At 42.0% G+C, this 25,670-nt stretch carries 16 protein-coding genes; 8 read left to right on the forward strand and 8 right to left on the reverse strand.

All coding sequences use genetic code 11. The annotated features are described in order from the left end of the window. Nucleotides 1-305 precede the first annotated feature (305 nt). The 4 genes from nhaA (at nucleotide 306) to fabV (ending at nucleotide 6,322) form a co-directional block, all read left to right on the forward strand. On the forward strand, nucleotides 306-1,484 hold the full coding sequence (nhaA, locus tag BS333_RS05395; RefSeq protein ID WP_021710120.1) for a Na+/H+ antiporter NhaA: 1,179 nt from the start codon (nucleotides 306-308) through the stop codon (nucleotides 1,482-1,484). Nucleotides 1,485-1,920: 436 nt separating this feature from the next. Continuing rightward, on the forward strand, nucleotides 1,921-2,547 hold the full coding sequence (gene psrA, locus BS333_RS05400; RefSeq protein ID WP_021710119.1) for a TetR family transcriptional repressor PsrA: 627 nt from the start codon (nucleotides 1,921-1,923) through the stop codon (nucleotides 2,545-2,547). Nucleotides 2,548-2,577: 30 nt separating this feature from the next. Then, nucleotides 2,578-4,860: an acyl-CoA dehydrogenase gene (locus BS333_RS05405; protein ID WP_021710118.1), complete on the forward strand. Its 2,283-nt coding sequence runs from the start codon at nucleotides 2,578-2,580 to the stop codon at nucleotides 4,858-4,860. A gap of 259 nt (nucleotides 4,861-5,119) precedes the next feature. Further along, a complete protein-coding gene (gene fabV / locus BS333_RS05410; RefSeq protein ID WP_021710117.1) occupies nucleotides 5,120-6,322 on the forward strand; it encodes an enoyl-ACP reductase FabV in 1,203 nt (400 codons plus the stop codon). Between the two features lie 111 nt (nucleotides 6,323-6,433). On the opposite strand, the gene BS333_RS05415 is transcribed toward fabV, so the two are convergent. Beyond that, complete coding sequence (locus BS333_RS05415; protein WP_021710116.1) at nucleotides 6,434-8,116, reverse strand: aspartate:alanine antiporter; 1,683 nt, start codon at nucleotides 8,114-8,116, stop codon at nucleotides 6,434-6,436. Nucleotides 8,117-8,451: 335 nt separating this feature from the next. Here BS333_RS05415 and BS333_RS05420 point away from each other — a divergent pair, with 335 nt between their 5' ends. Further along, entirely contained in the window at nucleotides 8,452-14,598 is a 6,147-nt protein-coding gene (locus tag BS333_RS05420; protein WP_158297026.1) for a hypothetical protein, read from the forward strand. Nucleotides 14,599-14,768: 170 nt separating this feature from the next. Here BS333_RS05420 and BS333_RS05425 read toward each other — a convergent pair whose 3' ends face one another. The 6 genes from BS333_RS05425 to BS333_RS05450 form a co-directional block, all read right to left on the reverse strand. Further along, nucleotides 14,769-15,035, reverse strand: a complete 267-nt coding sequence (locus BS333_RS05425) for a GrxA family glutaredoxin (RefSeq protein WP_021711732.1) — start codon at nucleotides 15,033-15,035, stop codon at nucleotides 14,769-14,771. Between the two features lie 197 nt (nucleotides 15,036-15,232). Further along, the gene (locus BS333_RS05430; RefSeq protein WP_021711731.1) at nucleotides 15,233-16,087 is read right to left on the reverse strand and encodes a MurR/RpiR family transcriptional regulator; all 855 of its coding nucleotides are present in this window, start codon (nucleotides 16,085-16,087) and stop codon (nucleotides 15,233-15,235) included. A gap of 305 nt (nucleotides 16,088-16,392) precedes the next feature. Further along, nucleotides 16,393-18,036, reverse strand: coding sequence for a pyridoxal-dependent aspartate 1-decarboxylase PanP (gene panP, locus BS333_RS05435; RefSeq protein WP_021711730.1), 1,644 nt, complete (start codon nucleotides 18,034-18,036; stop codon nucleotides 16,393-16,395). A gap of 128 nt (nucleotides 18,037-18,164) precedes the next feature. Further along, nucleotides 18,165-18,707: a hypothetical protein gene (locus tag BS333_RS05440; RefSeq protein ID WP_021711729.1), complete on the reverse strand. Its 543-nt coding sequence runs from the start codon at nucleotides 18,705-18,707 to the stop codon at nucleotides 18,165-18,167. 103 nt (nucleotides 18,708-18,810) lie between these two features. Beyond that, the gene (locus BS333_RS05445; protein ID WP_021711728.1) at nucleotides 18,811-19,716 is read right to left on the reverse strand and encodes a LysO family transporter; all 906 of its coding nucleotides are present in this window, start codon (nucleotides 19,714-19,716) and stop codon (nucleotides 18,811-18,813) included. A gap of 233 nt (nucleotides 19,717-19,949) precedes the next feature. Then, a complete protein-coding gene (locus BS333_RS05450) occupies nucleotides 19,950-20,873 on the reverse strand; it encodes an HDOD domain-containing protein (RefSeq protein ID WP_021711727.1) in 924 nt (307 codons plus the stop codon). A gap of 548 nt (nucleotides 20,874-21,421) precedes the next feature. On the opposite strand from BS333_RS05450, the gene BS333_RS05455 reads away from it, so the two are divergent. Next, nucleotides 21,422-22,009, forward strand: a complete 588-nt coding sequence (locus tag BS333_RS05455; RefSeq protein ID WP_021711726.1) for a TfoX/Sxy family DNA transformation protein — start codon at nucleotides 21,422-21,424, stop codon at nucleotides 22,007-22,009. Between the two features lie 111 nt (nucleotides 22,010-22,120). Here BS333_RS05455 and BS333_RS05460 read toward each other — a convergent pair whose 3' ends face one another. Then, nucleotides 22,121-22,669 (reverse strand): hypothetical protein, encoded by a 549-nt coding sequence (locus BS333_RS05460; protein ID WP_021711725.1) that lies wholly within the window; start codon nucleotides 22,667-22,669, stop codon nucleotides 22,121-22,123. Nucleotides 22,670-23,068: 399 nt separating this feature from the next. On the opposite strand from BS333_RS05460, the gene BS333_RS05465 reads away from it, so the two are divergent. Beyond that, nucleotides 23,069-24,334, forward strand: coding sequence for a DUF945 family protein (locus BS333_RS05465; RefSeq protein ID WP_021711724.1), 1,266 nt, complete (start codon nucleotides 23,069-23,071; stop codon nucleotides 24,332-24,334). 117 nt (nucleotides 24,335-24,451) lie between these two features. Beyond that, nucleotides 24,452-25,546, forward strand: coding sequence for a 3-phosphoserine/phosphohydroxythreonine transaminase (gene serC / locus BS333_RS05470; protein ID WP_033004495.1), 1,095 nt, complete (start codon nucleotides 24,452-24,454; stop codon nucleotides 25,544-25,546). Nucleotides 25,547-25,670 lie beyond the last annotated feature (124 nt).

Consider the following 25,670-nt stretch of genomic DNA (forward strand, 5'->3'; position numbering starts at 1 on the left):
TCAGCAACTTCGTCTAAATTAAAAGATATATTTAATAATAATTTGCTTGGGCCGCTTTGGATGAGAGATTTTCTAACTCGTGTGCTCAATCTCGTTGTGGTCTCATCGAGTGCCAACATCCTGTCTTTGATAGGAACGTTTGGGATACGTTGGTGAATTGTTGGAAAAAACGATACATCTTATTTTATGCTTCGGAAAAACCGAGTTCTATACTCCGAAGAAGCGATTATTCTTCGTTTCTAAGCAGTTATACACTCATCCTTTGTTAATTGTTTACGTAAGATAATAAATATAAGGGCTAAACCATGAATGATATCGTTCGTGATTTTTTCAAAATGGAATCGGCTGGTGGTATTCTACTTGTCATTGCAGCAGCCATTGCGATGACGATTGCTAACTCTCCACTGGGCGAAACGTATCAGTCTATTCTTCATACTTATGTTTTTGGTATGTCTGTGTCCCATTGGATTAACGACGGTCTAATGGCGATCTTCTTTCTTCTTATCGGCTTAGAGGTAAAGCGTGAGCTGCTGGAAGGCGCATTAAAGTCAAAAGAAACCGCCATTTTCCCAGCAATAGCTGCGGTTGGTGGTATGTTAGCCCCTGCACTGATTTATGTTGCATTTAACTCGGGTGACTCAGAAGCAATGGCAGGCTGGGCGATTCCTGCAGCTACTGATATTGCGTTTGCACTTGGGATCATGGCTTTGTTGGGTAAGCGAGTTCCAATCAGCTTGAAGGTTTTTCTCCTCGCATTGGCTATTATTGATGACCTTGGTGTCGTCGTTATTATTGCTTTATTTTATACAGGTGAACTGTCGACATCCGCTCTTACCGTTGGCTTTATCATGACTGGTCTGTTGTATGTTCTTCATACCAAAAAGGTGACGAGATTATTACCGTACATGGTTGTTGGTGCTATTCTCTGGTTTGCGGTTCTTAAATCAGGCGTTCATGCGACATTGGCTGGTGTTGTAATTGGTTTTGCAATACCACTAAAGGGAAAAGAAGGTCAACCTTCGCCTCTAAAACATATGGAGCATGCTTTACACCCATATGTAGCCTTCTTTATTCTACCTTTGTTTGCTTTTGCAAATGCAGGGATTTCCTTGCAAGGTGTCTCTTTGTCTGGCTTAACGTCAATGTTGCCATTGGGTATCGCACTGGGCTTGTTAGTTGGTAAACCTCTAGGGATATTCACATTCAGTTGGGTGGCAGTAAAAGCGGGAGTAGCAAAGTTACCTAAGGGCGTTAACTTTATGCACATTTTCGCTGTATCTGTGTTGTGTGGTATTGGTTTTACGATGTCGATTTTTATTTCCTCGTTGGCCTTCGCAGGAGTCAGCCCAGAATTTGATACTTACGCACGTTTGGGGATCCTAATGGGTTCAACGACTGCTGCGATACTGGGCTATGCCTTACTCAATGGGTCGCTACCTAAGAATGCGATAGAAGAAACAGCTGAAGCTAAAAAGTGTAGCTAAAAGGTAGATATACCCAAGTGACCTAAAGGTGCTTGAAGTTACTTGAATAATCAGCAAGCCCATGCTTTCTATAATTGAATGAGTGACTTAAATTGAAAAGCTCCCGTTAAACGGAGCTTTTTTCATTTTTAAGGAATAAAAAAAACCAGACCCATATACTGGGTCTGGAAAAACAAAAAAGGAGTTAAATAAAGCAGTGTGTAACAACGGTATGGAGACAAGTTCGACGGCCAGTTAAATCTTGCATGTCATTACAATAAATAAGACTTGCATGATTGAAAACAGTTCCACTTTTTTTTAAAAAATTTTTCTGTATTCAGAACAACAAACTAACTTCATCTGGTCGGACCATTTTGTTAATTTGTGATGTTAATCAATTGTTACTTTTTATGTTGGGGAGTATATTTTAAACAAGTGTTTGATACGGGTGATTGAAATGGCTTCAAAAGGGATGACAAAAGAAAAAATCTTGGATGTTGCTGAAGGACTTTTTGCTGAAAATGGTTTTAATGACACGTCACTTCGTACAATTACAGGAAAGGCAAATGTCAACTTAGCCTCAGTGAATTATCATTTTGGAGATAAGAAAACACTCGTCAGAGCCGTTATAGATCGTTACTTGGAAGCTTTGATGCCAAACATTGAGAGCAGTTTAATGGAGCTCAATGCACGCCCACATTATTCTATGCAAGAAGTCTTTGAAGCATTGAGGCTCCCTTTAAAGGCGCTGAATGATGTTAGGCCGAACGGCACGATCTTATTTATGTTATTGATTGGAAGAAGTTATACCGATTTACAAGGACACCTGAGATGGTTCATAGGGACCCGGTATCAAAATGTTTTCACCCTGTTTGTCTCATCAATTAAAAAGGCCAATCCAGAGCTAACTGAAGAACTGTTATTTTGGCGATTGCATTTTACCTTGGGGGCATGCATTTTCACGATGGCTTCTAGCCAAGCGCTAACTGAGTTGGCAGAAAGTCGATTTAAACAAAAAGTGTTAGTGAAATGGGTAATCGATAGTCTCATTGTCTTTTTATCATCTGGAATGTCAGCGAAATAATGATTTTTTAATTAACAAAGGATTTGAACTATGAGCTCTTTACGTAAAAAGTGGATCACTGACCCTGCATTTACCATGTTTAAGAAAGTGCTACCGCCTTTGTCGAGTACTGAAAAGGAAGCGATGGAAGCTGGCAGTGTCTGGTGGGATGCGGAGTTGTTTTCAGGGAAACCGAACTTTTCGACGCTCCTTCAGTATCCTAAGCCTATTTTGTCGGCGGAGGAGCAGCATTTCATAGATAATGAACTAGAAACCTTACTGAGTATGATCGATGATCAGAAAATGGTTAAAGAAGATCGTGAGTTATCTAAATCTGCTTGGGAATATTTACGCAAAGAGCGCTTTTTTTCTCTGATTATTTCTAAAGAATATGGTGGGCGAGAATTTTCAGCATTCGCTAATTCGACCATTGTTTCCAAAATCGCGACTCGAAGTATCAGTGCTGCTGTCTCTGTGATGGTACCCAACTCCCTCGGTCCCGGAGAACTGCTCTCTCATTATGGCACTCAACAACAAAAAGAATACTGGCTTCCACGTTTGGCTGATGGGACAGAAATTCCTTGCTTTGCACTGACAGGACCTGAAGCCGGTTCTGATGCTGGTGGAATTCCAGATAAAGGCGTTGTTTGTTATGGGCTGCATGAGGGAGAGGAAGTGCTGGGTATTCGTCTGAGCTGGGATAAGCGTTACATCACACTGGCTCCAGTCGCAACGGTTCTTGGGCTTGCATTCAAACTGTATGATCCAGAAGGTTTGCTTGGCGATAAAAAAGATATTGGCATCTCCTGTGCCCTGATTCCTACCAAACATGACGGTGTTGAGATTGGTGATCGTCATGATCCGATTGGTTTAGCGTTTATGAATGGCCCTACTCGTGGTGAAAATGTGTTTATTCCGATCGAATGGTTGATTGGTGGGGCAGAGTATGCGGGTAGAGGTTGGAGAATGTTGGTTGAGTGCCTTTCTGCCGGCCGTGGTATTTCATTACCTGCCATAGGTGCCGCTGCTGGACATTTGACGACCCGAACAACAGGTGCTTACGCGTATGTTCGTAAGCAGTTTGGTATGTCAATTGGTAAATTTGAAGGTGTTGCTGAGGCTATGGGAAGAATTGGTGGCTTAACCTACTTACTTGAAGCGACGAGAACACTAACAACCACGGCGCTTGACCTTAATGAGAAGCCGGGGATTATTACTGCGATAGCTAAGTATCATATGACAGAAATGGGTAGAATCATCATGAACGATGCGTTCGATATTCATGCGGGTAGAGCAATTCAAGATGGCCCGATGAACTATCTTGCCAAGCACTATTTGGGGATTCCGGTTGCGATTACGGTTGAAGGGGCCAACATTCTTACCCGTAATTTAATGATCTTTGGTCAAGGCGCTACACGCTGCCATCCCTATGTTCTTAAAGAAATGGAGGCGGCAGCTAACCCAGATCAAGAGCAAGGCCAAAAAGACTTTGATGATTTACTATTTAAGCATATTAAACATGCTCTAAGTAATTCTTTGGGTGCTTTTAGTGCTGCGCTTACTGGTTCACGTTTAGTCAAAGTGCCCACCAGTGGTCCTACTCAGCAATACTACCAAGATATTAGTCGTTTGAGCCGTGCACTTGCTGTTAGTGCAGATGTTGCCATGTTAACGCTGGGTGGCGAGTTAAAACGTAAAGAGATGATTTCAGCACGTTTGGGGGATGGCCTAAGTTACTTATACATGGCAAGTGCCACGTTGAAAAAGTACGAAGACGAAGGTCGCCTTCAAGAAGATCTGGATTTTGTTCACTATGCTATTCAACATTGTTTATTTCATGCTGCTAAATCACTGAATGAAGTTTATGCGAACTTCCCTATTAAATATGCAGGCATTGCACTCAAAGGCCTCTTATTCCCTCTTGGAAATCACTTCAAAGCACCAAGCCACGATTTATGTGTCCGAATTGCTGAAGCGATAATGACTCCTGGGGTGCAGCGAGAGCGATTAACTCATCTGTGCTATGTAGGTAAAGATGAAAATGACAATATTGGTTTAATGGATAGAGCCTTCTTAGCCATGTACGAGATTAAACCGTTGGAGATAAAATTGATGAAAGGTGTTAAAGAAGGCAAAGTAGACCGTAAAGGCATGCTGCAAAATCGTCTAGAACAAGCATTGAAAAACGACGTTCTTTCCGAGCGAGAAGTTGAACAAGTCTTAGCTGCTGATAAATTGCGTTCAAAAGCTATTCAAGTGGATCATTTTAGTCATGATTTTTCAGAAGTGCGGACACACTGCTCTAAAAAGTCACACTTAAACTCCGTAGCTTAACCGTTTAATAACTCCTTAAGCTGGTTGCTTGAGTTCATCTCATTAATAACCCAAAGTACCCCCGTGGTGCTTTGGGTTATGTACTATTAATGGCTAAGCAGCTTGAAAGTCAGATTGAGCATAATTTATGGTCTTAAAAGTAAACCTGTGACTCTTGAGTGATCCAACCACTTACATTTTTGTGGTGTTTTTACAGAAATGACGTGCGAACTAACGCTGAAACTCTTATCCTAACAACGTGTTTTAAAGGAAGTTGAATATGATCATCAAACCTAGAATTCGTGGATTTATCTGTACAACTACGCACCCTGTGGGTTGTGAAGCTAATGTAAAAGAGCAAATTGCTTACACCAAATCACAAGGCCCAATTAAGAATGCACCTAAGCGCGTTCTGGTTATTGGTGCTTCAAGTGGTTACGGTTTATCTTCTCGTATTGCTGCTGCATTTGGTGGCGGTGCTTCAACGATTGGTGTTTTTTTCGAGAAGGAAGGCACAGAGAAAAAGCCAGGAACAGCAGGTTTTTACAATTCTGCTGCGTTTGAAAAGCTCGCTCGTGAAGAAGGCTTGTACGCAAAAAGCCTCAACGGTGACGCTTTCTCAAATGAAGCGAAACAAAAAACCATTGGCTTAATCAAGCAAGACCTTGGTCAAGTAGACATGGTCGTATACTCCCTAGCTTCTCCTGTTCGTAAAATGCCAGAAACCGGTGAGCTGATCCGTTCAGCCCTTAAGCCTATCGGTGAGACTTACACATCAACGGCGGTTGATACCAACAAAGACGTCATCATCGAAGCAAGCGTAGAGCCTGCAACTGATCAAGAAATCCAAGATACAGTAACCGTAATGGGCGGTGAAGACTGGGAACTATGGATTAATGCACTTTCAGATGCAGGCGTTCTAGCTGATGGCTGTAAAACAGTTGCATACAGCTACATTGGTACTGAGCTAACTTGGCCGATCTACTGGGATGGTGCTCTAGGTAAAGCGAAAATGGACCTAGATCGTGCATCAGCAGTACTGAACGAGAAACTTTCTGCAACTGCCGGTAGCGCAAACGTAGCGGTACTTAAGTCTGTTGTGACTCAAGCAAGTTCTGCAATTCCTGTAATGCCGCTATACATTGCAATGGTATTCAAGAAAATGCGTGAAGAAGGCGTACATGAAGGTTGTATGGAGCAGATCTTCCGTATGTTCAGCCAACGTCTTTACAAAGAAGACGGCAGCGCAGCAGAAGTAGATGAAGTAAACCGTCTACGCCTGGATGACTGGGAACTGCGTGACGACATTCAACAACACTGTCGTGACCTATGGCCACAGATCACGTCTGAAAACCTAAAAGAGCTAACTGATTACGTTGAGTACAAAGAAGAGTTCTTGAAGCTATTCGGCTTCGGTGTTGAAGGTGTGGATTACGAAGCAGACGTGAACCCATTAGTTGAAACAGATTTTACTCAAATCTAATGGTTTCAAACGGAATTAAAAAGGCGCTCATTGAGCGCCTTTTTTGGTCTTAAAACTTTGTGTTAAATGATGAGCGTTGCCTCAACTAGCTGATTATAGTCATTCAATCCATTAGCTTAGAATAATCAGGACAGTACCAGCTAATGTCATCAAGATATTAGCGATAGCATAAGTTCCCGCATAGCCAAGAGCCGGAATCGTCGATTTAGCATATTCGTTCACGATATCCATTGCCGGTGCGCAAGTTCTTGCCCCAATAATTGCTCCAAACAGAAGTGCACGGTTCATCTTTAATACATATGCACCAACGACATAGGCTAATGCCACTGGAACAACACTGACGATAAAGGCTAAACCAATAATTTGAGGGCCGACTTGGGTTAAGTGCTCAAACATCTTGCCACCTGCACTGAGTCCAATACCAACCATAAAAAACATTAGCCCCAGATCCTTGACCATATTTAATGCCCCTTGAGGGACGTAGCCAAAGGTAGGGTGGTTTGCACGAAGAAAGCCAAGTGTGATCCCTGAGAGTAAAAGCCCTACTGCGTTGCCTAAGCTGAAAGACACCTGACCAAACGTCATTGTTACCAAGCCGAACATAATGCCGAGAATAAAGAAACTACAAAAAGCCAAAAGGTCAGCCATTTGACTGTGTATAGAAATAAAGCCGATTTTTTCTGCTAAACCATGCACGCGGCTTTTCTCACCACTGACTTGAAGGACGTCCCCTTTTGCGAGCACAATATCTAAATCCATGGGCATTTCAATTTGGGCACGGACAACACGGTTTAAGAAACAGCCATAGCCAGATAAATTCAAATCTGAGAGGCGTTTACCAGAGATAGCATCACTTTTAACGACGATTTCTTCTTCTACGATCCTCAGATCGAGCAAATTACGATCGAAGACTTCCTTACCGTTTCTAAAACTCGGGTCGAGTCGGGCATGACTGTCAGGGAAGCCAACTAATGCGATCTCATCGCCTTCTTGCAAAATCGCATCGCCATCGGGATGGGCAAGAATGCCATTTCGTCTAATTCGTTCAATATAACAACCTGTCTGGCGGTAAATACCCAGTTCGCGTAAATTTTTACCATCAGTCCAATTGATCAACTCGGGACCAACCCGATAAGCACGGATGATCGGCAAGTAGACTTTACGTTGTCTGGAGTTGCCGAGGCCGCGCTCTTGGGCTATTTGCTGAGCAGAGTCAGATAGGTTTTGTTTTTGTAGTTTCGGCAGTAACTTGGCAAACATAATCATGCTGATTAAGCCAACAAGGTATGCCATCGCATATCCAACTGAGAGGTTTTCTAAAACGATGGAAAAGTCCATTTGATTAGGAATGGTGGCGAGACCAGAGTTTAGAGCGTCTTGAGCACCAACTAAAACAGGTGTTGCAGTTAAAGCTCCTGCCATCATCCCGGCTGATAATCCAAAATCTAACCCTAGCCAATGACTGCAGAAGTAGGTAAGTGCAACACCTGTGATAAGAACGGTCATACTGAGTATGAAGTAATGTTTTCCATCGCGGAAAAAAATACCAAAGAAATTAGGCCCCGCTTCTATCCCTACGCAATAGATAAATAACATGAAGCCGATAGTCAGAGCTTCAGCATTAAATGAAAACCCAAGATGTCCCATCACAAGGGAAGTGATAAGAACTCCTATTGAGTTACCAAGTTGAAGACTTCCAAAACGAAGCTTTCCGATACTCAAACCAATCGCGAGAACAACGAAAATTAGCAAGATAGGATTTTGTTCAAGTAGTTGTACAACGTCAATATTCACGTTAGAGCTCTTAGATTAAACTTTAATGATAGTAATATTATTTTTCATTCTAACTTAAAAAAGTTCTGAGTTTAAGAGTTAATACAGGTAGTGCTTTCAAGTTTGGAATGATGTGCTTATACCATTTTCTCAAAATTAATCTCAAAAAAAAACTCAAAAAGAGAATTTTTATTAACAATAATTATCAGTAGTTAATAAAATTGAAAATGTCAAAAATGAAATTATTAGGTATATGTTATTGAAAATATAAATAATATAAGTTATTCGAGAAGAAGGTGAGATTGGTTTAAATTTTGCTAGGTCTGTGTAACGCCAATATGAAGGGTAAATTAGTGATGAATATAAATGCCTGCCTGAAAAATATATCTCATCTCTGCAAAAGATTTGTTGTTCTACTTTTACTAGTTTTTATTCATCCAGACTCTTTTGCTGAAAAAGATTTCACTGAACTTTTTAATGAGAACGTGCAAGGTGAAATTAGATTAGCTGCAGGTGGATATATATATTCTGCAGACGGTGACCCCTACACCTCCGATCCCACTTACTCAGATTTAACTCTACCACCTGACTCAACGATTTATAAAGCATGGTTGTTTTGGGGAGCTAACGATAACAATTTGAGAACATGGACCCCAGGGGACGTAAGAGCAAAGGTAAAAATAAAAGTTCCCGGAGCAACAGACTACACAACCATTGATGCGGATTGGGCAGATGGCGTTTATGATTGGTCTGCAGCTGGTTTGAGAGCTGACGTGACAAGTTTGGTTCAATCTGCTGGTGCTGGTACATATCATGTTAAAGATATATTCCAAAATAGAAGTTCAAGCGACAAGGGCGGTTGGGCTCTTGTTGTAGTTGCTGTAGGTGAAAGTCTTGGATATAAAAATATTTCAATTCATGATGGCTTAAAGTTTGTTGCTTCAGCTGCAGTTGACGTAAATATAGACAATATTATTACACCTTCAACAGGCAGCTTTGATGCCGAAGCTCTAGTCATAGGTTTTGGGGCTTCGACAAATTATGGTAATGCTCTGACCATCGCAACTTCTAGTGATAGCAACCCGGCAACATGTACGAATAGTACAGCAGCTCGCTTAAGTAACTCTCTTAATCCACATAATGATATCTTAAATAACACGTTTACAATTAATGGTGTCGCTCAAACAACGTCTCATACTCTTGGTGAGTGGGATACAGACATAATAGATGCTAGCAGTTTAATTACTAATAATACTACAAACGTTTGTCTTCGAAATAAGGGCGTTCATGAATCTGGTCAAGCAGGACCAGACTGGGCCAATTTGCATGTTTTAGGCTTGCAAATTGAGGTGGTCCCAGAAGTAAGAATGCATACTGGATACGTTGATCACAACGGAGGTTATCTAAAAGCTGGCGATATTGTTGATGTCCATGTAAATGTTGATTCAACAGGCAGTCGTGGTAATGATATATATCTATATAATGTACTGCCTTCAGGTCTTTCTTATGTTACTAATAGTATGGAAATTGTTTCTGGTATTGGTGTTGGTGCAATCACAGATGCTCAAGGTGATGACTTGGGTTATTATGATTCATCCGCTCATGAAATCCATATCAATATGGGGAACGGGGCGACTTCTTCATCTGGAGGAAGCTTGAACTATTTGGAGATGGTTCAAGTAAAATACCAAATTCAGATCAACAGTGATGTAACCGACTTACAAACATTTGAAAATAGCCTTAACTTGCACTATTCCGACTCTGTTTCTGGTCATGATTACCCAACGATTACTAAAACAATGAATCTTGTTGTTCGCGACGATCCAGTTATGCCAGATGGTTACACTGGCGATGGTTCTATTAATTCTCCATTTGCTCATCCTGAATACGCCAATACTATCACTCAGGCTGGGACTTACTATTTCTACCAAAACGGCACGGTATTCTCTAGTTACGTTGATGAAAATGGCTGGATCTTAATTGCTTCTGGTGAGTCAAAAGCGTCAGGTGCTTATACACAAGTGACTGATATTGCATTACAAACTAATACTGTTTTAACTCAAGATATTGCATCTGGCTTACGTGTTAATGAATTCCGAATGAACGCAGGTGCAGATGAAAACACTCCTTTTGATTGGGAAACTCAAGACCCTGTTTACGTGAAAAGGTTACAAGCCTACCAAACAATGGGGGCATACTTTACTGATGGTGAGGGACGAGGCTCGGAATGGACAGGTACTGGTGGCAGTATCATAGGTACTTGTGATGCACCAATAGTAAGCCTACATGAACGGATTTGGCACTCTTGTGGTATTACAACTAACTTGCATTGGATGCCTAATCTTAAACAAAATGGTTTTAATAGTGAACATAACCTATCGAGTAATAACCTTTGGGGGCGCTTCTCTGCAGACTTAGCCGTGATTGATGAAATTAACGGAGATAATGATGCAATAGCAATAAGCTCAATTGAGTTAAATGCAATAGATGGTGTAAGTGGTGCAATTGTTGCCAATGAATCAAGGTATACAACCGCCTTAAAATCGGGGACCTATGCTGACTCAGCCAACCCAACGGCAGCCGAAATCCAAGCGGTGATTGACGCGGTGAACGCGAGTGAAGCGGCGTTAGCGGAAGTGGTGGAAGACATCGCGGGTAACACCAACACAGTTGGGGTGACGGCAGCGCAATTAAATGACATTACTGGAGTCAGTGGTGCCGACCCGGCGAATGAAGCGCTGTATGCGGATGCATTGGCCAGCGGGACTTATGTCGACTCGGCGAATCCAACCGTGGCCGAAATCCAAGCCGTGATTGATATGGTCAACACCAGTGAAGCGAATCTAAGTGCGGTCGCGGAAGACATCGCAGGTAATGCCGATGGCACCGCGGTGACGGCGGATGAACTGAATGCGATTGATGGCATCAGTGGGGCCGATGCGGCGAATGAGTCTGTGTATACCGATGCATTGGCGAACGGCACGTATGCTGACCCGGCGAATCCAACGGCAGCCGAAATCCAAGCCGTGATTGATATGGTCAACACCAGTGAAGCGAATTTGGCTGCGGTAGCGGAAGACATCGCAGGTAATGCGGATGGCACCGCAGTGACGGCGGATGAACTGAATGCGATTGATGGCATCAGTGGGGCCGATGCGGCGAATGAGTCTGTGTATACCGATGCATTGGCGAACGGCACGTATGCTGACCCAGCGAATCCAACCGCAGCAGAAATTCAAGCGGTGCTTGATATGGTCAACACCAGTGAAGCCAATCTAAGTGCGGTCGCGGAAGACATCGCGGGCAATGCCGATGGCACAGCCGTGACAGCGGAAGAGCTCAATGCGATTGATGGCGTGGATGGCGCGACGGCAGATAACGTCGATGAATATCTCACGGCGCTGCAAAACGGCACCTATGCCGATCCGGCCAATCCAACCGCAGCAGAAATTCAAGCCGCGCTTGATATGGTTAACACCAGTGAAGCCAACTTGGATGCAGTAGCAGACGTCATCGCCGGCACGACAGATGGCTCGGCATTGACCCCAGAGGATCTTAATGCCATTGATGGTGTGGACGGGGCCACGGCAGACAATCTGGATGAATACGTTGAGGCACTGCAAAACGGCTCTTACGCAGACCCAGCTAATCCAACCGCCGAAGAGATCCAAGCGGCGCTTGATATGGTTAACACCAGTGAAGCCAACTTGGATGCGGTAGCGGAAGACATTGCGGGTAATGCCGATGGTGTCACGGTGACGGCGGATGATCTGAATGCGATAGATGGTGTGGATGGTGCGACAGCCGATAATTTGGACGAGTACATTGACGCCCTTCAAAATGGTACTTATGCCGACCCTGCTAATCCAACCGCAGAAGAAATCCAAGCGGCCATTGATACAGTTAATACCAGTGAAGCTAATTTGGATGCAGTAGCAGACGTCATCGCCGGCACGACAGATGGCTCGGCATTGACCCCAGAGGATCTTAATGCCATTGATGGTGTGGACGGGGCCACAGCGGATAATCTGGATGAATACGTTGAAGCGCTACAAAACGGCACCTATGCTGACCCAGCCAATCCAACCGCTGAAGAGATCCAAGCCGCGCTTGATATGGTTAACACCAGTGAAGCCAACTTGGATGCAGTAGCAGACGTCATCGCCGGCACGACAGATGGCTCGGCATTGACCCCAGAGGATCTGAATGCAATTGAAGGTGTGTCGGGAGTGACCTCTGAAAATATTGCAGACTATATTGCAGCATTACAAGCAGGAACGTATGCCGACCCAGCTAACCCAACGGCTGAAGAGATTCAGGCAATTATTAATCGAGTTAACACCAATCAAACACTATTATCTTCTGATGTAGACCTCGATTTGGATGGTCTGACAGAAGAACAAGAAGCATTACTTGGAACTTCAGATGGTAATTCCGATTCTCACAGTCAGCATTTAGATGGGGAACATGGTGAAAACGGAGTTATTGATGCACATGAAGACTTGGATGGCGATGGTTTAAATAACCTCAGTGAACTTACTTGTGAGCTTGATCCACTTCAAAATAGTGATGAAGACAGTAATTTTATATCCTTGCTTGATATGGTGAATAATGATCCAAACGGAGACTGGGACTACGATGGAATTTCAAACCAGCGGGAAATGGAATTAGGTACTAACCCAGTCAGTGCAAATGAGAGAGATACAAATGGTAATAGTATTCCGGATATTTTAGAAGTTATATTGCTTCACGATGGGGGTAATCATACAGTGACACTAACTGATGATACCGACGGCGATGGCTTGAATGATATTTATGAAGTGATGAAGGGCTTTGACTTTGAAAACTCAGATAACCCGACAATCAATGGAACCGCAGATGATGATGGTAACGGCTTGACCTTGGCCCAAGAAGAATTACTTTCCACACTTGAAGAAGACGCTGATGGTGATGATATCAGTAATAAAGATGAAGTCTTGGCGGGCTCTGACCCTACCATCAGTGATAATATTTCACTTTGGGTCAGTAATAAGTTGCGCGATAACGATAATGTAGTCAGCTTTATTCTACATGCACCAGGCGTTCAAACTGGAGATAGAAATATTCTTTGGACTCTACCGGAAGGCCTGAATTTATCTAGCGAGATTCAACTGACGGGGAATACGCTCTCAATTGCTAATACGATTTATCCTGCAGGGCGTTATACGGGTCAGGTTGAAGTGACCAAATATATCGGTGCAGCCATTGTGAATCTAAGTACGGATTATGAGGTGTTAGTTAAAGACAGTGGTGAAATTATCATTGATGTCGACCATGATGGCATAGATGATGCTGTTGACTCTATTATTGAATCTCCTTGTATTAGCACGCAGATTCTCACCGATGATTCACATGCGATTATTGTGGAGGAGGGAGTTCATCCAAAAGTAGCGGATTATGCTCAGAGTGTTGATTCATCATCTGCTGTAGTACCAATGGAAAACTTTATGGAGTTTTATGATGTTTCCTCTCCTGATGGGGAAGTGCATCACGAGGTGTACGATATGCAATTACAACTCAATGGTTCTAAAGACGATGTTCAAACGGTTCTGCCAATGTCTGAACCAATTGGTAATAATGCAACACTCTACAGTATGTCGGGTGGTGATCAATGGTCAGATGAATCCTACCAAGCGCAATCTGGCCAGACACAACCTGTGATGTCATCTGGCTGGCTAGATGGTAAGGAAGGAACGTGTCCATCATCAAAAGAGCAAGATAAATTTACTGCAGGTCTTAACGCTGGTGATCATTGTGTTTTACTCAATGCGGTAGATGGTGGAGCATTTGATAGGGATGGTGAAGTCAATGGAGAAATTCACCTGAGTGTCACCGTGACTGAGCCCTTATCCTCACCTGTAGAATTTGTTGAAGTTGGACGTAGTGCAGGTGGTAGCGCTGGATGGTTATCGATAATCGGTTTACTTGGTTTATTGTTACGACGAGTGCTTCCATCAATGTTGTTGTTACCGTTATTGCAAGTGTCGACGGTTAATGCACAAGCACAGCCTTATGTCGGTGCTGCAGTAGGGGGGAGTTACCTCTCCCCAGATAGTAACGAGCTAGGCTTCAAGGTTACAGAACATAGTGATTTTGCTTACCAGTTATTTGTAGGGTTAGAAGAGGGAGCTTTTACTGTTGAGGGATATTATACCGAGATGGGAGAAGCGACAGTAAGGATGACCTCGGGAACAGAGGCTGGAATAAAATACCGTAATTTTGGCGTCGAAGGGCAGTATCACTATCCTTTAAATGAAGAGTTTAAGGTTTATTTAAGTAGTGGACTAAACTTTGTAAAAGGTTCAAGTGATGACGTTGATGTGAAGGAAAAACATCATTCTTCAGTGAGTATTGGTGCTGGGGTTCGTTGGGACTTTATGCCGAGTTGGTTTGTAAGGTTACAATTACAAAGTTACAGCCGAGATGACCAAGTCTTATTGTTGCGTTTATCTAAGCATCTTTGAATGTTTTAGCTGCGATGTGTAATGTATAGACGGTTAGATTGGTCTCAGCTCAGCTTATTGTTTACCTTTACTTAAAATATTCTCTTTATTAAGGCAGAATACAAAAAACCCTAAGAGTTAACAATTCTTAGGGTTTTTCTTGTCTTAAAAGAAAGTCGAGAGACTTAAATTTACTCGTCAAAAAGACCTAGATGTTCTTTTGCGTATGCTTCAAACTCATCACAACCACCAATATGTTCTTGGTCGATAAAGATTTGAGGCACAGTTTCAACTGGCTTACCTACCGTTTTTTCTAGATCAGCTTTAGAAATACCTTCCGCGTGGATGTCTACATAGCGGTAGTTAAAGTCATCACGTTTTTCTTTTAATGTTTCTGCGTGTTCTTTTGCACGAACGCAAAATGGGCAAGCTGGACGACCAAAGATAACTACGAACATAAGCTTAATTCTCCTGAAAATCGAATTTTGGTTTCGGGGACATTATTGATGAACCTTGCCCCTTGAGTTGAGATTACTATGCATGATTCTTTTTAGGAAATAAAGCAGCATTTTCTTCTTACTGTGATAGGTGAAATCTATCGAACAAAAACTAAACGCTATCTCTAAACTGCCTATATAAATTGGGTGAAGAATGATTAATAAGAGTCCAGTTTATCATAACGACTGTCTTTTAACGCATCTTTCACACGCTTTAGGTTTTCACGGAAACCGGTACCACGGCGCAGTGTAAAGCCAGTCGCTAACACATCGATGACCGTCATTTGTACAACACGACTCGCCATTGGCATATAAACGTCGGTATCTTCAGGGACATCAAGTGTTATCGCTAATGAACTGGCTTTTTCAAGAGGTGAATCTTTTGCAGTGACTGAAATAACGGTAGCACCATTCTCACGGGCTAAATTTGCGATTTCAACAAGACTTTTTGTTCGACCGGTATGGGAGATTAAAACGATGACATCGTTATCGCTGCAGTTAATACAACTCATCCTTTGCATAAGAATGTCATCAAAGCAGCTGATAGGAATGTTAAAGCGAATAAACTTATTTTGTGCATCACGAGCGACAGCAGAAGAAGCCCCCAGGCCGAAGAAAGAGATGCGCTTAGCCTGAGTAAGCAAATCGACAGCACGGTTTATTTGCATTGAATCGAGGCTGTTTTTTGCAACATCAAGGCAGGCCATGGTTGATTCAAAGATTTTATGTGTGTATGCATCTGGGCCATCGTCTTCCTCTACATTACGATTGACGTAAGGAGTACCATTTGCCAAGCTTTGAGCAAGGTGTAACTTAAAATCTGGGAAACCTTTGGTATCTAGGCGGCGACAAAAACGATTAACCGTTGGTTCACTGACATCCGCCATTTTAGCTAAAGTCGCAATGCTCGAATGAATAGCGGTTTGTGGAGACGCCATAATAACTTCAGCAACTTTACGTTCTGACTTACTAAAATTTTCTAAATTTTTTTGTATTTTTTCTAATGTATTCATAGTGTTCACAAAGGTATAGAGAACAACTTGCTGGTTCTGTTAACGAAAAAGGCCTTATTAATAAAAGCGTTAACGAAACCACCAGCACCATCAAATTAGTATAAACCCGAACTCTAAATCGGTTGTAACAAATATAGTTACTATTTAGTAAGAATTTGACAGCCCTCAAACTAAATTATTTAAAATACAAAACCAAACATAATATTGAACACGGTGACGTGTTTTTTTATGGGTATCTAGTTGTTAAGCCATCTCGTTGAACACAATACCTTGAGGCTACTTAGGTACAGAGTAAAGCTCATTAATTATTCAAGAATGTTTAACGCGAAATGATTGATTTTTTCCAATAAATGCGGTGCTTGGAGTGCAATCTGTCGCTGCTCCTCTAAGATGGCATGTAAAATATCATCAGTCGTTAAAGGGTTTGCCAGTACAACGCGGAATACAATGGTATTTAGGTACTGCCATTGCTCTGGATTGAGCTGAGTACGAGAAACAAAAGATTTACCCGTTTCCCGCTGTCGTTTTTGAATAAACTGTGTGAGCTCATTAAGGAGTGCGTTCAGCATTTCTTTATCTTGAGGAGATGCTTTTTCAAGAGCTGTGCGGACGTGGCTTGGCAAATAGCGATAGGTTAGAAGACATAACTCAGGCTCGGAAACCAGTTCGAAGTCATTTTGCTCTTTAATTAGAGATGCAAAAAAGTTTGCTTTTGCAATACTTTGGTTGATTAATAACTCATAACCGGGTCGGCTGATAATATGCATGGCGGCATAAACGAGCATCGCCATACCTGAACGAGAACCTTCTAGAGTATGGCTGCCTAAATCTTTTGAGCCCTTACGAAGTATGTACTGAGCATGATGTTCAATCGAACTCATCATGTCAGGATCTTTAAATAAGACCATACCAGCCCCCATGGGGATATAGAGCTGCTTGTGAGCATCAATTGTGACAGAGTCCGCTAATTCAATCCCTTTTAGTAAGGAACGATGTTGAGTGGACATTAATGTCGCACCTCCCCAAGCAGCATCAACATGAAAATGGCATTGATTATCTGCGCAGACTTGGGCAATTTGATCAAGTGGGTCAACATTCCCTGTCTCGGTTGTGCCTGCAATACCGACAACCGCAAAGACTTTTATTTTCTGCGATTGGAGTTGCTCAAATGTATTCTTTAGCTCTTTGATATCAATACGATTTTGTGCATCCGTTTTTACTGAAATTAGCCCTTCTTGGCCAATACCAAGAACGTCAGCGGCTTTTTTTAGTGAGTAATGACCGCGTTCAGATACCAAAATCGCTAAGCCTTCATAACCATAGTGTTTCATGGCTTTGAATACGCCTTCTTTTTCTATCCCTTTGAATTCTTTGTGAGCTTTTAATGCCTGGTTTCGGGCAACCCAAAGGGCAGTAATATTGGCAATTGTTCCTCCAGAACAAAATGCACCCAAAGAGTGTGCAGAGCTATGCATCCAGTCGGTATAGAAACGATCTTCTTGCCCGTAGATTAAACGGTGCAACATGCCAAGCACTTGTCTTTCGAGTGGAGTGAAAGCTTTTGATGTTTCAATTTTGACCAAGTTTTGGTTAAGAGCAATCATGATTTTTGACAAAGGCATTAAGAAATAAGGCAATGCCGATGTCATGTGACCAATGAAGCTTGGCGCTGAAGTATGAACAGAATGTGAAACCAAAGTATCGAGAAGATGCTGAGTGTGATCCGAAACGAACTCAGGTTGCTCAGGGATATGAGCGGAAGAGAAATCTTTTTCAATCTCATGCAGAGGCTTTTCTTCTGCAACGATGTGTTCACGAAGAAATTGGTTTAAGTTTCTAGATAAGCTCTGATCGATTTTAGTTAAAGTCGACTCTGGACCTTCAGGGATAGTGAAGATCTTCAACAGGCTATCAAAGCTAACGTCAGCGGTTTTCTGTTCCTTAACCATAGCAAAGAATCTTTGTAATTATACGATAAATGCGAGCGGAACAATCTAAACCAAAAAGAGGCTAATGTCCCGTTTTAATTATGAAGACTGAAGAGTCCATTACCAAAAGCTACCTATAACAAAGAGCCTTAAGGTAACTTGAGTATACAGCTTTTCTTCTCAGTCGATTCAATAGATTGGTTGTATTTAGTCAAGGCAGGTTCTATGTGCTTTGGGTGACTAAGTAAATCTGCGAAGGCTGACCGAAGAGCGTAATTTTTAGGATGATTGGGTGCCTGTCTATCATTAAAGGTCTTTTGCGCAAGTGTTCCCAGTGGATCAGTTCTAGAAGAGAGGGCTTTTATATCGCTTTGCTGCAAAGAGAGCCATGATTCAACGGAACGTTCCGTTTTTACACGGTTGGGCTCATTATTTAAGAAATAACGCACAGCTTCACGGTTTAGCTCGAAGTGGTGTTTGCGCCCATCCAAAAACCATTGACCTGCATCATCTAAATCGGGGTGCTTTTCTGTGGTTAATGAAACTAGATCTTGGTACCACTGTAGTGATGCGTCGATGTAAGCATCATATTTAGCGATCAGACATTCCTTATCTTCTGCTAATGCTGTGGTTGAGCTCATTGCTAACGTTGAACTCATTACTAACAATGCTGCAAGGGCTAAGCGTATCATTTCTATTCCTTTATTTTTGCTGAGTAGCAGTCACGCAACTGAGGTTTTGAGAATCTCTTGGGTGTCGCTCATTATATTTGATTTGAGCGATGAATCCTGAGATCTAGCTTGCAAGAGATATAAAAAACAACATCATAATGGGTACCAGCAAGCTTAAAATAAAACCACTGACAATCGCGACGGGCACACAACGGATCCCTCCTGTTGTTTGAATGACTGGCAGTGTAAAGTCCATTGCGGTTGCTCCAGCGTAGCCGATGGCTGTACAGGAGTAGCGTTGAATTAACAAAGGAATACTGATCAGTGCAACTAGCTCACGCATTAATTCAAGCACAAAAGAGGTTCCACCAAAAACAGGGCCGAAAGCATCTCCGATCAAAATGCCAGCCAGGGAATACCAACCGAAGCCAGAAGACATCGCTAGAGACTGGTAAAGCGGAAGTCCCAAAATATAGCCAGCAAGAATGCCGCCGAGAAGGCAAGTCACTACGATTACAGCGGCTATTACCATGCCTTGTTTGTTAATGAGGATTTGTTTGAGTGTTAAACCACTATTGCGAAGCAGAATGCCTATAAAGAACAGCAGCAAGAAGAGCACCCATTCACTTGCAGTATCAATCCAGAAAAGCTCAATGGGTAAAACAAGGCCAGCAATTAACCCACTACTTACAACGAAGACAAGCTTGAGTGATTCCATCAGCATGACAGCAAAAGGGGGCTTTTTTTGATGGTGATTTGTCTCGAGAGGCATTATTTTATCCACAAGAGGTAACGCAATTAGGTTACAGCCACTTAGGCAGATAAAAAAGGTACTCGAATAAACCACAATTGTCTGTAAATTGTCGCTTAGGTTATCTAATCCGGCAAGACTTAATCCCATCAATGAAAGAATCACATAAATGAGGTAAGAAGTTAGCTTTGTGATTGCTTTTAGAACCGATGAGTTTGAAGTTGTGAATGCATAACCGACGAGGAGTGGCGCAAAAATAAATAAGGTGTTTAGAAGCATAATTTTGATATCTTAATACAGCATTGTGTTCATTTATTGAGTCAGCAAGTTAACATCACTCGCCCTTTGGGAGCGTGTCATTGAACCGACTTCTTACGTCAGACAACCGTTCTTCTTACAAAAATAAGAAAGAGCCGGCTGTTCCGCTTTGTCGTCTTCGTTGAACTCGACTCAGTGACCTCGCTCTGAGTCAAACATCATCAGGTCATTTGTGTATATTGGTTTTGAAAAGTTCAAAGACCGCTTGCACTGAGTACTTCTTGAATACCACTTTGAAAATCCGTGTCACTTAAGTTGCTAAGACTAAACATAACCTCAGCACCAGTTAGGTCGAATTCAACTTCATGGTCGTCGATTCTTTCATCTTGCTTACGGAACATAAGTAGGTGGCTTGCTATTCGAGCCACATCAAGGTAGCTGACATCGGGGCGACTTGTTTGATATTTCTTAGTGTTAGAGGATACTTCACGAAAGTCGACGTCAAACCCCCATTTCTCAAGTATGGACTGACTAATTGAAGAGCATCGCAGTTGAAAGACTTGAAGGGCTAAATCAGGATCGAGGTAATTGCCTTCACTCAAATACTGGTGGTATTCATTGATTAAACAAAATAACCCTATGTCAGCAAGTAACCCAGTGAGTAACGCTTTATCTTGTTCTAAGTGCCGATAAAGACTGCTTTCATGTTTTTGGAACTCTTGAATGACAAGCACCATTGCCGCTCCCAACTCTCGCGACATGGTGGCGCTTTGGGTTAAAATTTCACTGCATTCTTTACTTAGGCTTACAGAGTGTTTGAGCTGTTCAATAGCTTGTGCAGTAACAATATCTCTAACACGAAAGATTCCTAAACGAGATACTGCTGTTAAGAGATCATTGCAAGTAATGTTACGTCGATTAAATATCACAGAGTTGGCCACTCGTATGACGTTAGCCGCAAGTCCAGGATCCTCCAATAAAGCATTAGCGACATCTAAGATGGTTGTGCTTTCCTCAGAGCAGAGTTGTTGAATTCTTAATACCACATCAGGGATAGGTGGCAGTGTGATCTTGCCTAATGAAATAGACTGTTTCACCAGCTTAGCGAACTCTGATTCTAATGCTTTAATCAGGTCATCTTTATTGCTCGTCAGCCAAAAGAATGAGAGATGTTCCATAATGATCTAAGGGTCGATTTCTTTTTGTTAGTTTACCTTCAGGGAATCATAGTTAGCAATCAAATGGAAGTCACTGTGAAAAGAAGTGCATAAAGGTTAGGCATATTGTAATTATTTGCATAAATACTGGCTTTATCGTGTTTAGTGTCACTGTTTAAGCATCAATCTCTCCTCATCTTATTCAGAAATTGTTTTTTGAGAGCAATGATTTAGCAAGTGACTTCAAGGTATTTGATTCAGAGGTGCACTCCAAAAGGCTTTTAACGGAGTACATCTACTTGAAGTTGCTTGGGTTACAATTATTTAAAATAAGAGATCAGTTAAGTATTCTTGCTTTGTGATCTGTCAATTGTGACATTGATCCAAACTATTTTTTTTATGTTAAGTATTATTAAGGAAGTTGGTGAGCATAAATCAAAAATATCACTAACTAGAGGCTGTTGGCCTTGATGTTTTATTCATTGCGCAATACTTTGGAGCGCATTTTGCTGCTGTTATCTGGTCAGACACGAATCGGGGTAATTTATTCAGATTGAGGGTCAAGGGAGATGACAGAGACAGAACAAGAGTTTTTCAAGTATGTGAACAAGTTTAAGCAATACCAAAAGCGTTCAATGTTCGGTGGTATTGGAATGTTCAGTGATGACGCCATGTTTGCTTTGGTTAGTAATGACAGCTGCTATTTGAGAGGCGGTGCAAACCTTGATGATGCCTTTACTGAATTACATTGTGAAAAATTCAAACATGTTAAAAAACAAACTACAGCAACGGTCAACTATTATGATGTGACAGGGCTGTTTCTTACTCACTTTGAGGGCTTAGATACCTTACTTGAAAAATCGATAAGTTGTGCCATCGAGGAACGACAGTATCAAAAGTCTTCGGCAAGCCGACGTTTGCGTGATTTGCCGAATATGCAGCTTACGCTGGAAAGAATGGTGAAGAAGTCTGGGGTTAGTGACGTAGAAACTTTTTTAGATTTAGGCGCGGTCAAAGTCTTTAATCAAGTTAAAAATACCTATGGCAGCGATGTTGATGTCAAATTGTTGTGGAAGTTTGCGGGTGCTGTAGAAGGCATTCATTGGAAGCTCCTGCAGGAACCGCGTAAGAAACAACTGCTATCGATGTGTGATTAACTTGTATCCCAAAGTAACCTCAAGATGCTGTTTTCAGCGACCTCGAGCTGAATCAAGTATCTTGAGGTTACTTGGGTATAGAATGAGCTATTGTAGATGTTACGCGGTAGTTTAGAACTTAAAACGTGTGGTAAACATCAATTGGTTATCGTAAAAATCGTTGATTCTTGCTTCGGCACCAATTGAAAATAGTTCTGTAGAGTGGAAACGAGCATAGACAGAAGCAATCCAGCTATCATCATTATCGAGGGAGACATACCCGCCTTTGCCGCCAACTTCAAGTTGTGGACCAAGCCATTGACGTACACCTAGGTTTAATTCCATACCAGCATCGGTATCGCTGGAACTTGAAGGTTTCGCCACTCTTAAAAGCATGGCACCAGTGAGGTCTGCCCAGTTATTAATAGGAGAATGAAATCCAAAGCCAGCTGCAGCGTCAAAATCGCCGTCAAGTTCAGAATCAACACGAGCAAGCATATGTGCATTAGGGTGAATTGATGAACTGAAGCCAGCACCAAAGGTGAAAGGGCTAGCCCCAATCCTAGCTTCTGCATAGTCATAGCTAAAGTTACTCGCAGTTGCAGGCGTATTATAATCGTTGGAGGCAAGAGTTTGCTGAGATGCCAACAATAGGATTGTAGCTAATAATGTTTTACGCATAATTACCGGTAAGCCTTATTGTGAAATTCCATATCTCCAAATCTTTACTTGGAGGGTTAATGATGTACCCAAAGTGTGAGCTTTTCCACTGTCAGTTGGGTGTACCCTATAATAATCAAAACTAGGGCTAACAACCAACAAAATGTGCCTTTTGGTGATAATTTTATCAAAGTCTTGGGGCTAGGGTTAGCCTTTGCTCATAAAGACGGATAAATGTAAGTTGCTAGTCGCACAATCTCCTAATCAAATTATCCCCATTCGTAGTCATAAAGTCTGTGAGCTGGGATCAAATTACTTTCTTAGTATTATCTCTGACCGACCCTGAGCATACCTTCACAAACCATGTTTTATCCTTGGTAGGTTTGGGGTAGACTGAGAAAAACATAAAAAAGTGATGATATGGAAAACTATAAAAAATTAGGTGCTATCGGTGGCGCGATTTCCCTTGCGTTGTGCTGGCCACTTGCCGTTGGGCAAATTGGACAATCCATTATTGAAAGTGGCATTGCTGAAATCAACTCTGATGAGATAAAAGCAGAGATCGTCAGTTATGACCGTGGTTACCTTTCCTCTGTTGTACTGACACGTTACACGGTGATTGACGCTGAAATAAAATCCCAATTAGAAAATGAAGGCATACCCACCTCCTATGATGTACAAAGTGATTTAACCCATGGATTGACCAGTTTGACGGCAGATTCTGAGCTAATGGGTGAAAATTTCATTGCCATAACAATGAACAGCACGACACAGCTTAATGGAAACACGACCTTCAGCTTGAATTTGGATCGTTGGAATCACCACAATCAGTCTAAGGGAACGACAGTCTCATCAAGCCCAATCATTATGAATGGGGAAGCCACAATCCTTGGTGATATCACTTATCAATTAGACTTACCTTCTATACAAATAGATTTTAATAACGGTGAAGAGATTCATCTAAGTGGTTTGACAGGGCAAGGCAAAGGTAAAAAGACCGATGGTTATTGGCTAGGAAACCAAAGTTTTTCGTTACAAAAGCTTGAAGCTCTAGATACGCAGCAGGCCCCTACCTTTATCTTGGAAAATGCACAGTACAGCGCTAAAAGTGTATTAAATGAAACGGGAGATAAGATAGATTCCAGTTTGTTGTTAGATGCTAAACATGTGACTGAAAGTAACGGGAACGTGATTGAAAACTTTGCCTTTGATATGGCTATCAATGGTATTGACCGCTCTGAACTTGCAAATATCACGTCGATCTATCAACGTTCAGACGATATCAATAAACAAGAAACTCAAGCGTTACTTTCTAGCCTCGACTCACTTGTTAATCAAGGTTTAGAACTCAATGTCAATGATTTTTCCTTTACATTGAATGGTTCAAAAACACACAGTCAATGGTTACTCAAAGCGCTCCCCGGTGTGAAAAGCGTTACACAAGATCCGATTCAGCTACTTTCGATGATAACAGGCTCTATAAACACGTACGTTGCTTCAGGGCTGACTCAGTCTAATCCGATGCTTAAAGAAGGGGTTGATAACCTTATTGCGATGGATCTTGTTGAAGAGCGAGAGGGTGGCTATCAACTTAATGCGCGAATCTCAGAAGGGAATCTAACACTCGATAATGGTAAGGAATTACCTTTGGTTAGCTTGTTGTTTTCCGCGATGAGAGGGCAATAAAAATAATACATATACCCAAGTGACACGCTCCCAAAGGGCGAGTGATCTCAAGGTGCTTGGGTATGTTTGACTTAACGACTTATATTACTTATTTACTCAGCAGGAGCAATGTGGATCATGGAACAAAATACGGCGCAAGTCTTTAACTTTAGTGCAGGACCTGCAGGGTTACCCAAAGCGGTGATGCAGCAAGCTCAAAAAGAGTTGATCAACTGGCAAGATTTGGGCACTTCGGTCATGGAGATCAGCCACCGCAGCAAAGCCTTTATTAAAGTAGCTGTCGATGCAGAACAAGATCTCCGCGATCTACTCAGTATTCCTGATAACTATAAAGTACTTTTTTGCCAAGGAGGTGCGAGAGCCCAATTCGCAGCCGTGCCACTCAATCTGTTAGGAGATGCACCAACAGCCACTTATATTGATGGTGGATATTGGGCTGAAAGTGCGGTAACCGAAGCAAAGAAATATTGCGAACCTGATGTATTTAACGCTAAAACAACCATTGATGGGAAAATGGCTGTTTTGCCAGCTTCTGAGTGGAAAGTCTCTGCAGATGCTGCCTATGTTCACTTCTGTCCTAATGAAACCATCGATGGTATCGAGATTAATGATCTGCCTGTAACGGACAAACCTATTGTTGCTGATATGTCATCAACCATTTTGTCGCGAGAGTTAGACGTATCAAAGTACGGTGTCATTTATGCAGGGGCACAGAAAAATATTGGCCCAGCAGGTATCGCGATTGTGATTGTTCGTGAAGATCTGCTTGGTCTTGCGAAAAAAGTCTTACCAAGTATTCTCGACTATACCGTCTTGGCAGAAAAAGAATCAATGTTTAACACGCCTCCTACTTTTGCGTGGTATCTATCCGGTCTTGTGTTTAAATGGCTCAAGGCGCAAGGTGGCGTGAAAGCGATTGAACAATGTAACCGAGAGAAAGCAAAACTGCTTTATGACTTTATTGATCAATCTGATTTTTATCGCAATGATGTTCACCATGAAAACCGCTCACTGATGAATGTCCCATTTCAACTAGCGATGCCTGAACTTGATAGCACATTCTTAGAACTCGCTGATGCAAGAGGTTTGAAGGCACTTAAAGGCCACCGCGCTGTTGGTGGAATGCGTGCGTCAATCTATAACGCCATGCCACTTGAAGGGGTTCAAGCTTTGGTTGATTTCATGCGTGACTTTGAACTGCAATATCAATAACCTTTCTTTTTAAGCGTCGCATTTGCGGCGCTTTTTATTTTCTACCACATGCTCTCTCACACCATAACGAACAGAACCAAATCCGATCGTTGAATAACGTCTTTTCATTTACTATCTTTGTTGC

The sequence above is a fragment of the Vibrio azureus genome (genome assembly GCF_002849855.1).
Classification (GTDB): domain Bacteria; phylum Pseudomonadota; class Gammaproteobacteria; order Enterobacterales; family Vibrionaceae; genus Vibrio; species Vibrio azureus.

Excerpts from the sequence above, each read along its gene's own strand:
- BS333_RS05405 (WP_021710118.1), top strand. The coding sequence starts at position 2,578 with ATGAGCTCTTTACGTAAAAAGTGGATCACTGACCCTGCATTTACCATG.
- BS333_RS05460 (WP_021711725.1), bottom strand. The coding sequence starts at position 22,669 with ATGCGTAAAACATTATTAGCTACAATCCTATTGTTGGCATCTCAGCAA.
- panP (WP_021711730.1), bottom strand. The coding sequence starts at position 18,036 with ATGGTTAAGGAACAGAAAACCGCTGACGTTAGCTTTGATAGCCTGTTG.
- nhaA (WP_021710120.1), top strand. The coding sequence starts at position 306 with ATGAATGATATCGTTCGTGATTTTTTCAAAATGGAATCGGCTGGTGGT.
- BS333_RS05430 (WP_021711731.1), bottom strand. The coding sequence starts at position 16,087 with ATGAATACATTAGAAAAAATACAAAAAAATTTAGAAAATTTTAGTAAG.
- BS333_RS05425 (WP_021711732.1), bottom strand. The coding sequence starts at position 15,035 with ATGTTCGTAGTTATCTTTGGTCGTCCAGCTTGCCCATTTTGCGTTCGT.
- psrA (WP_021710119.1), top strand. The coding sequence starts at position 1,921 with ATGGCTTCAAAAGGGATGACAAAAGAAAAAATCTTGGATGTTGCTGAA.
- BS333_RS05420 (WP_158297026.1), top strand. The coding sequence starts at position 8,452 with ATGAATATAAATGCCTGCCTGAAAAATATATCTCATCTCTGCAAAAGA.
- BS333_RS05440 (WP_021711729.1), bottom strand. The coding sequence starts at position 18,707 with ATGATACGCTTAGCCCTTGCAGCATTGTTAGTAATGAGTTCAACGTTA.
- BS333_RS05445 (WP_021711728.1), bottom strand. The coding sequence starts at position 19,716 with ATGCTTCTAAACACCTTATTTATTTTTGCGCCACTCCTCGTCGGTTAT.
- serC (WP_033004495.1), top strand. The coding sequence starts at position 24,452 with ATGGAACAAAATACGGCGCAAGTCTTTAACTTTAGTGCAGGACCTGCA.
- BS333_RS05455 (WP_021711726.1), top strand. The coding sequence starts at position 21,422 with ATGACAGAGACAGAACAAGAGTTTTTCAAGTATGTGAACAAGTTTAAG.
- BS333_RS05450 (WP_021711727.1), bottom strand. The coding sequence starts at position 20,873 with ATGGAACATCTCTCATTCTTTTGGCTGACGAGCAATAAAGATGACCTG.
- BS333_RS05465 (WP_021711724.1), top strand. The coding sequence starts at position 23,069 with ATGGAAAACTATAAAAAATTAGGTGCTATCGGTGGCGCGATTTCCCTT.
- fabV (WP_021710117.1), top strand. The coding sequence starts at position 5,120 with ATGATCATCAAACCTAGAATTCGTGGATTTATCTGTACAACTACGCAC.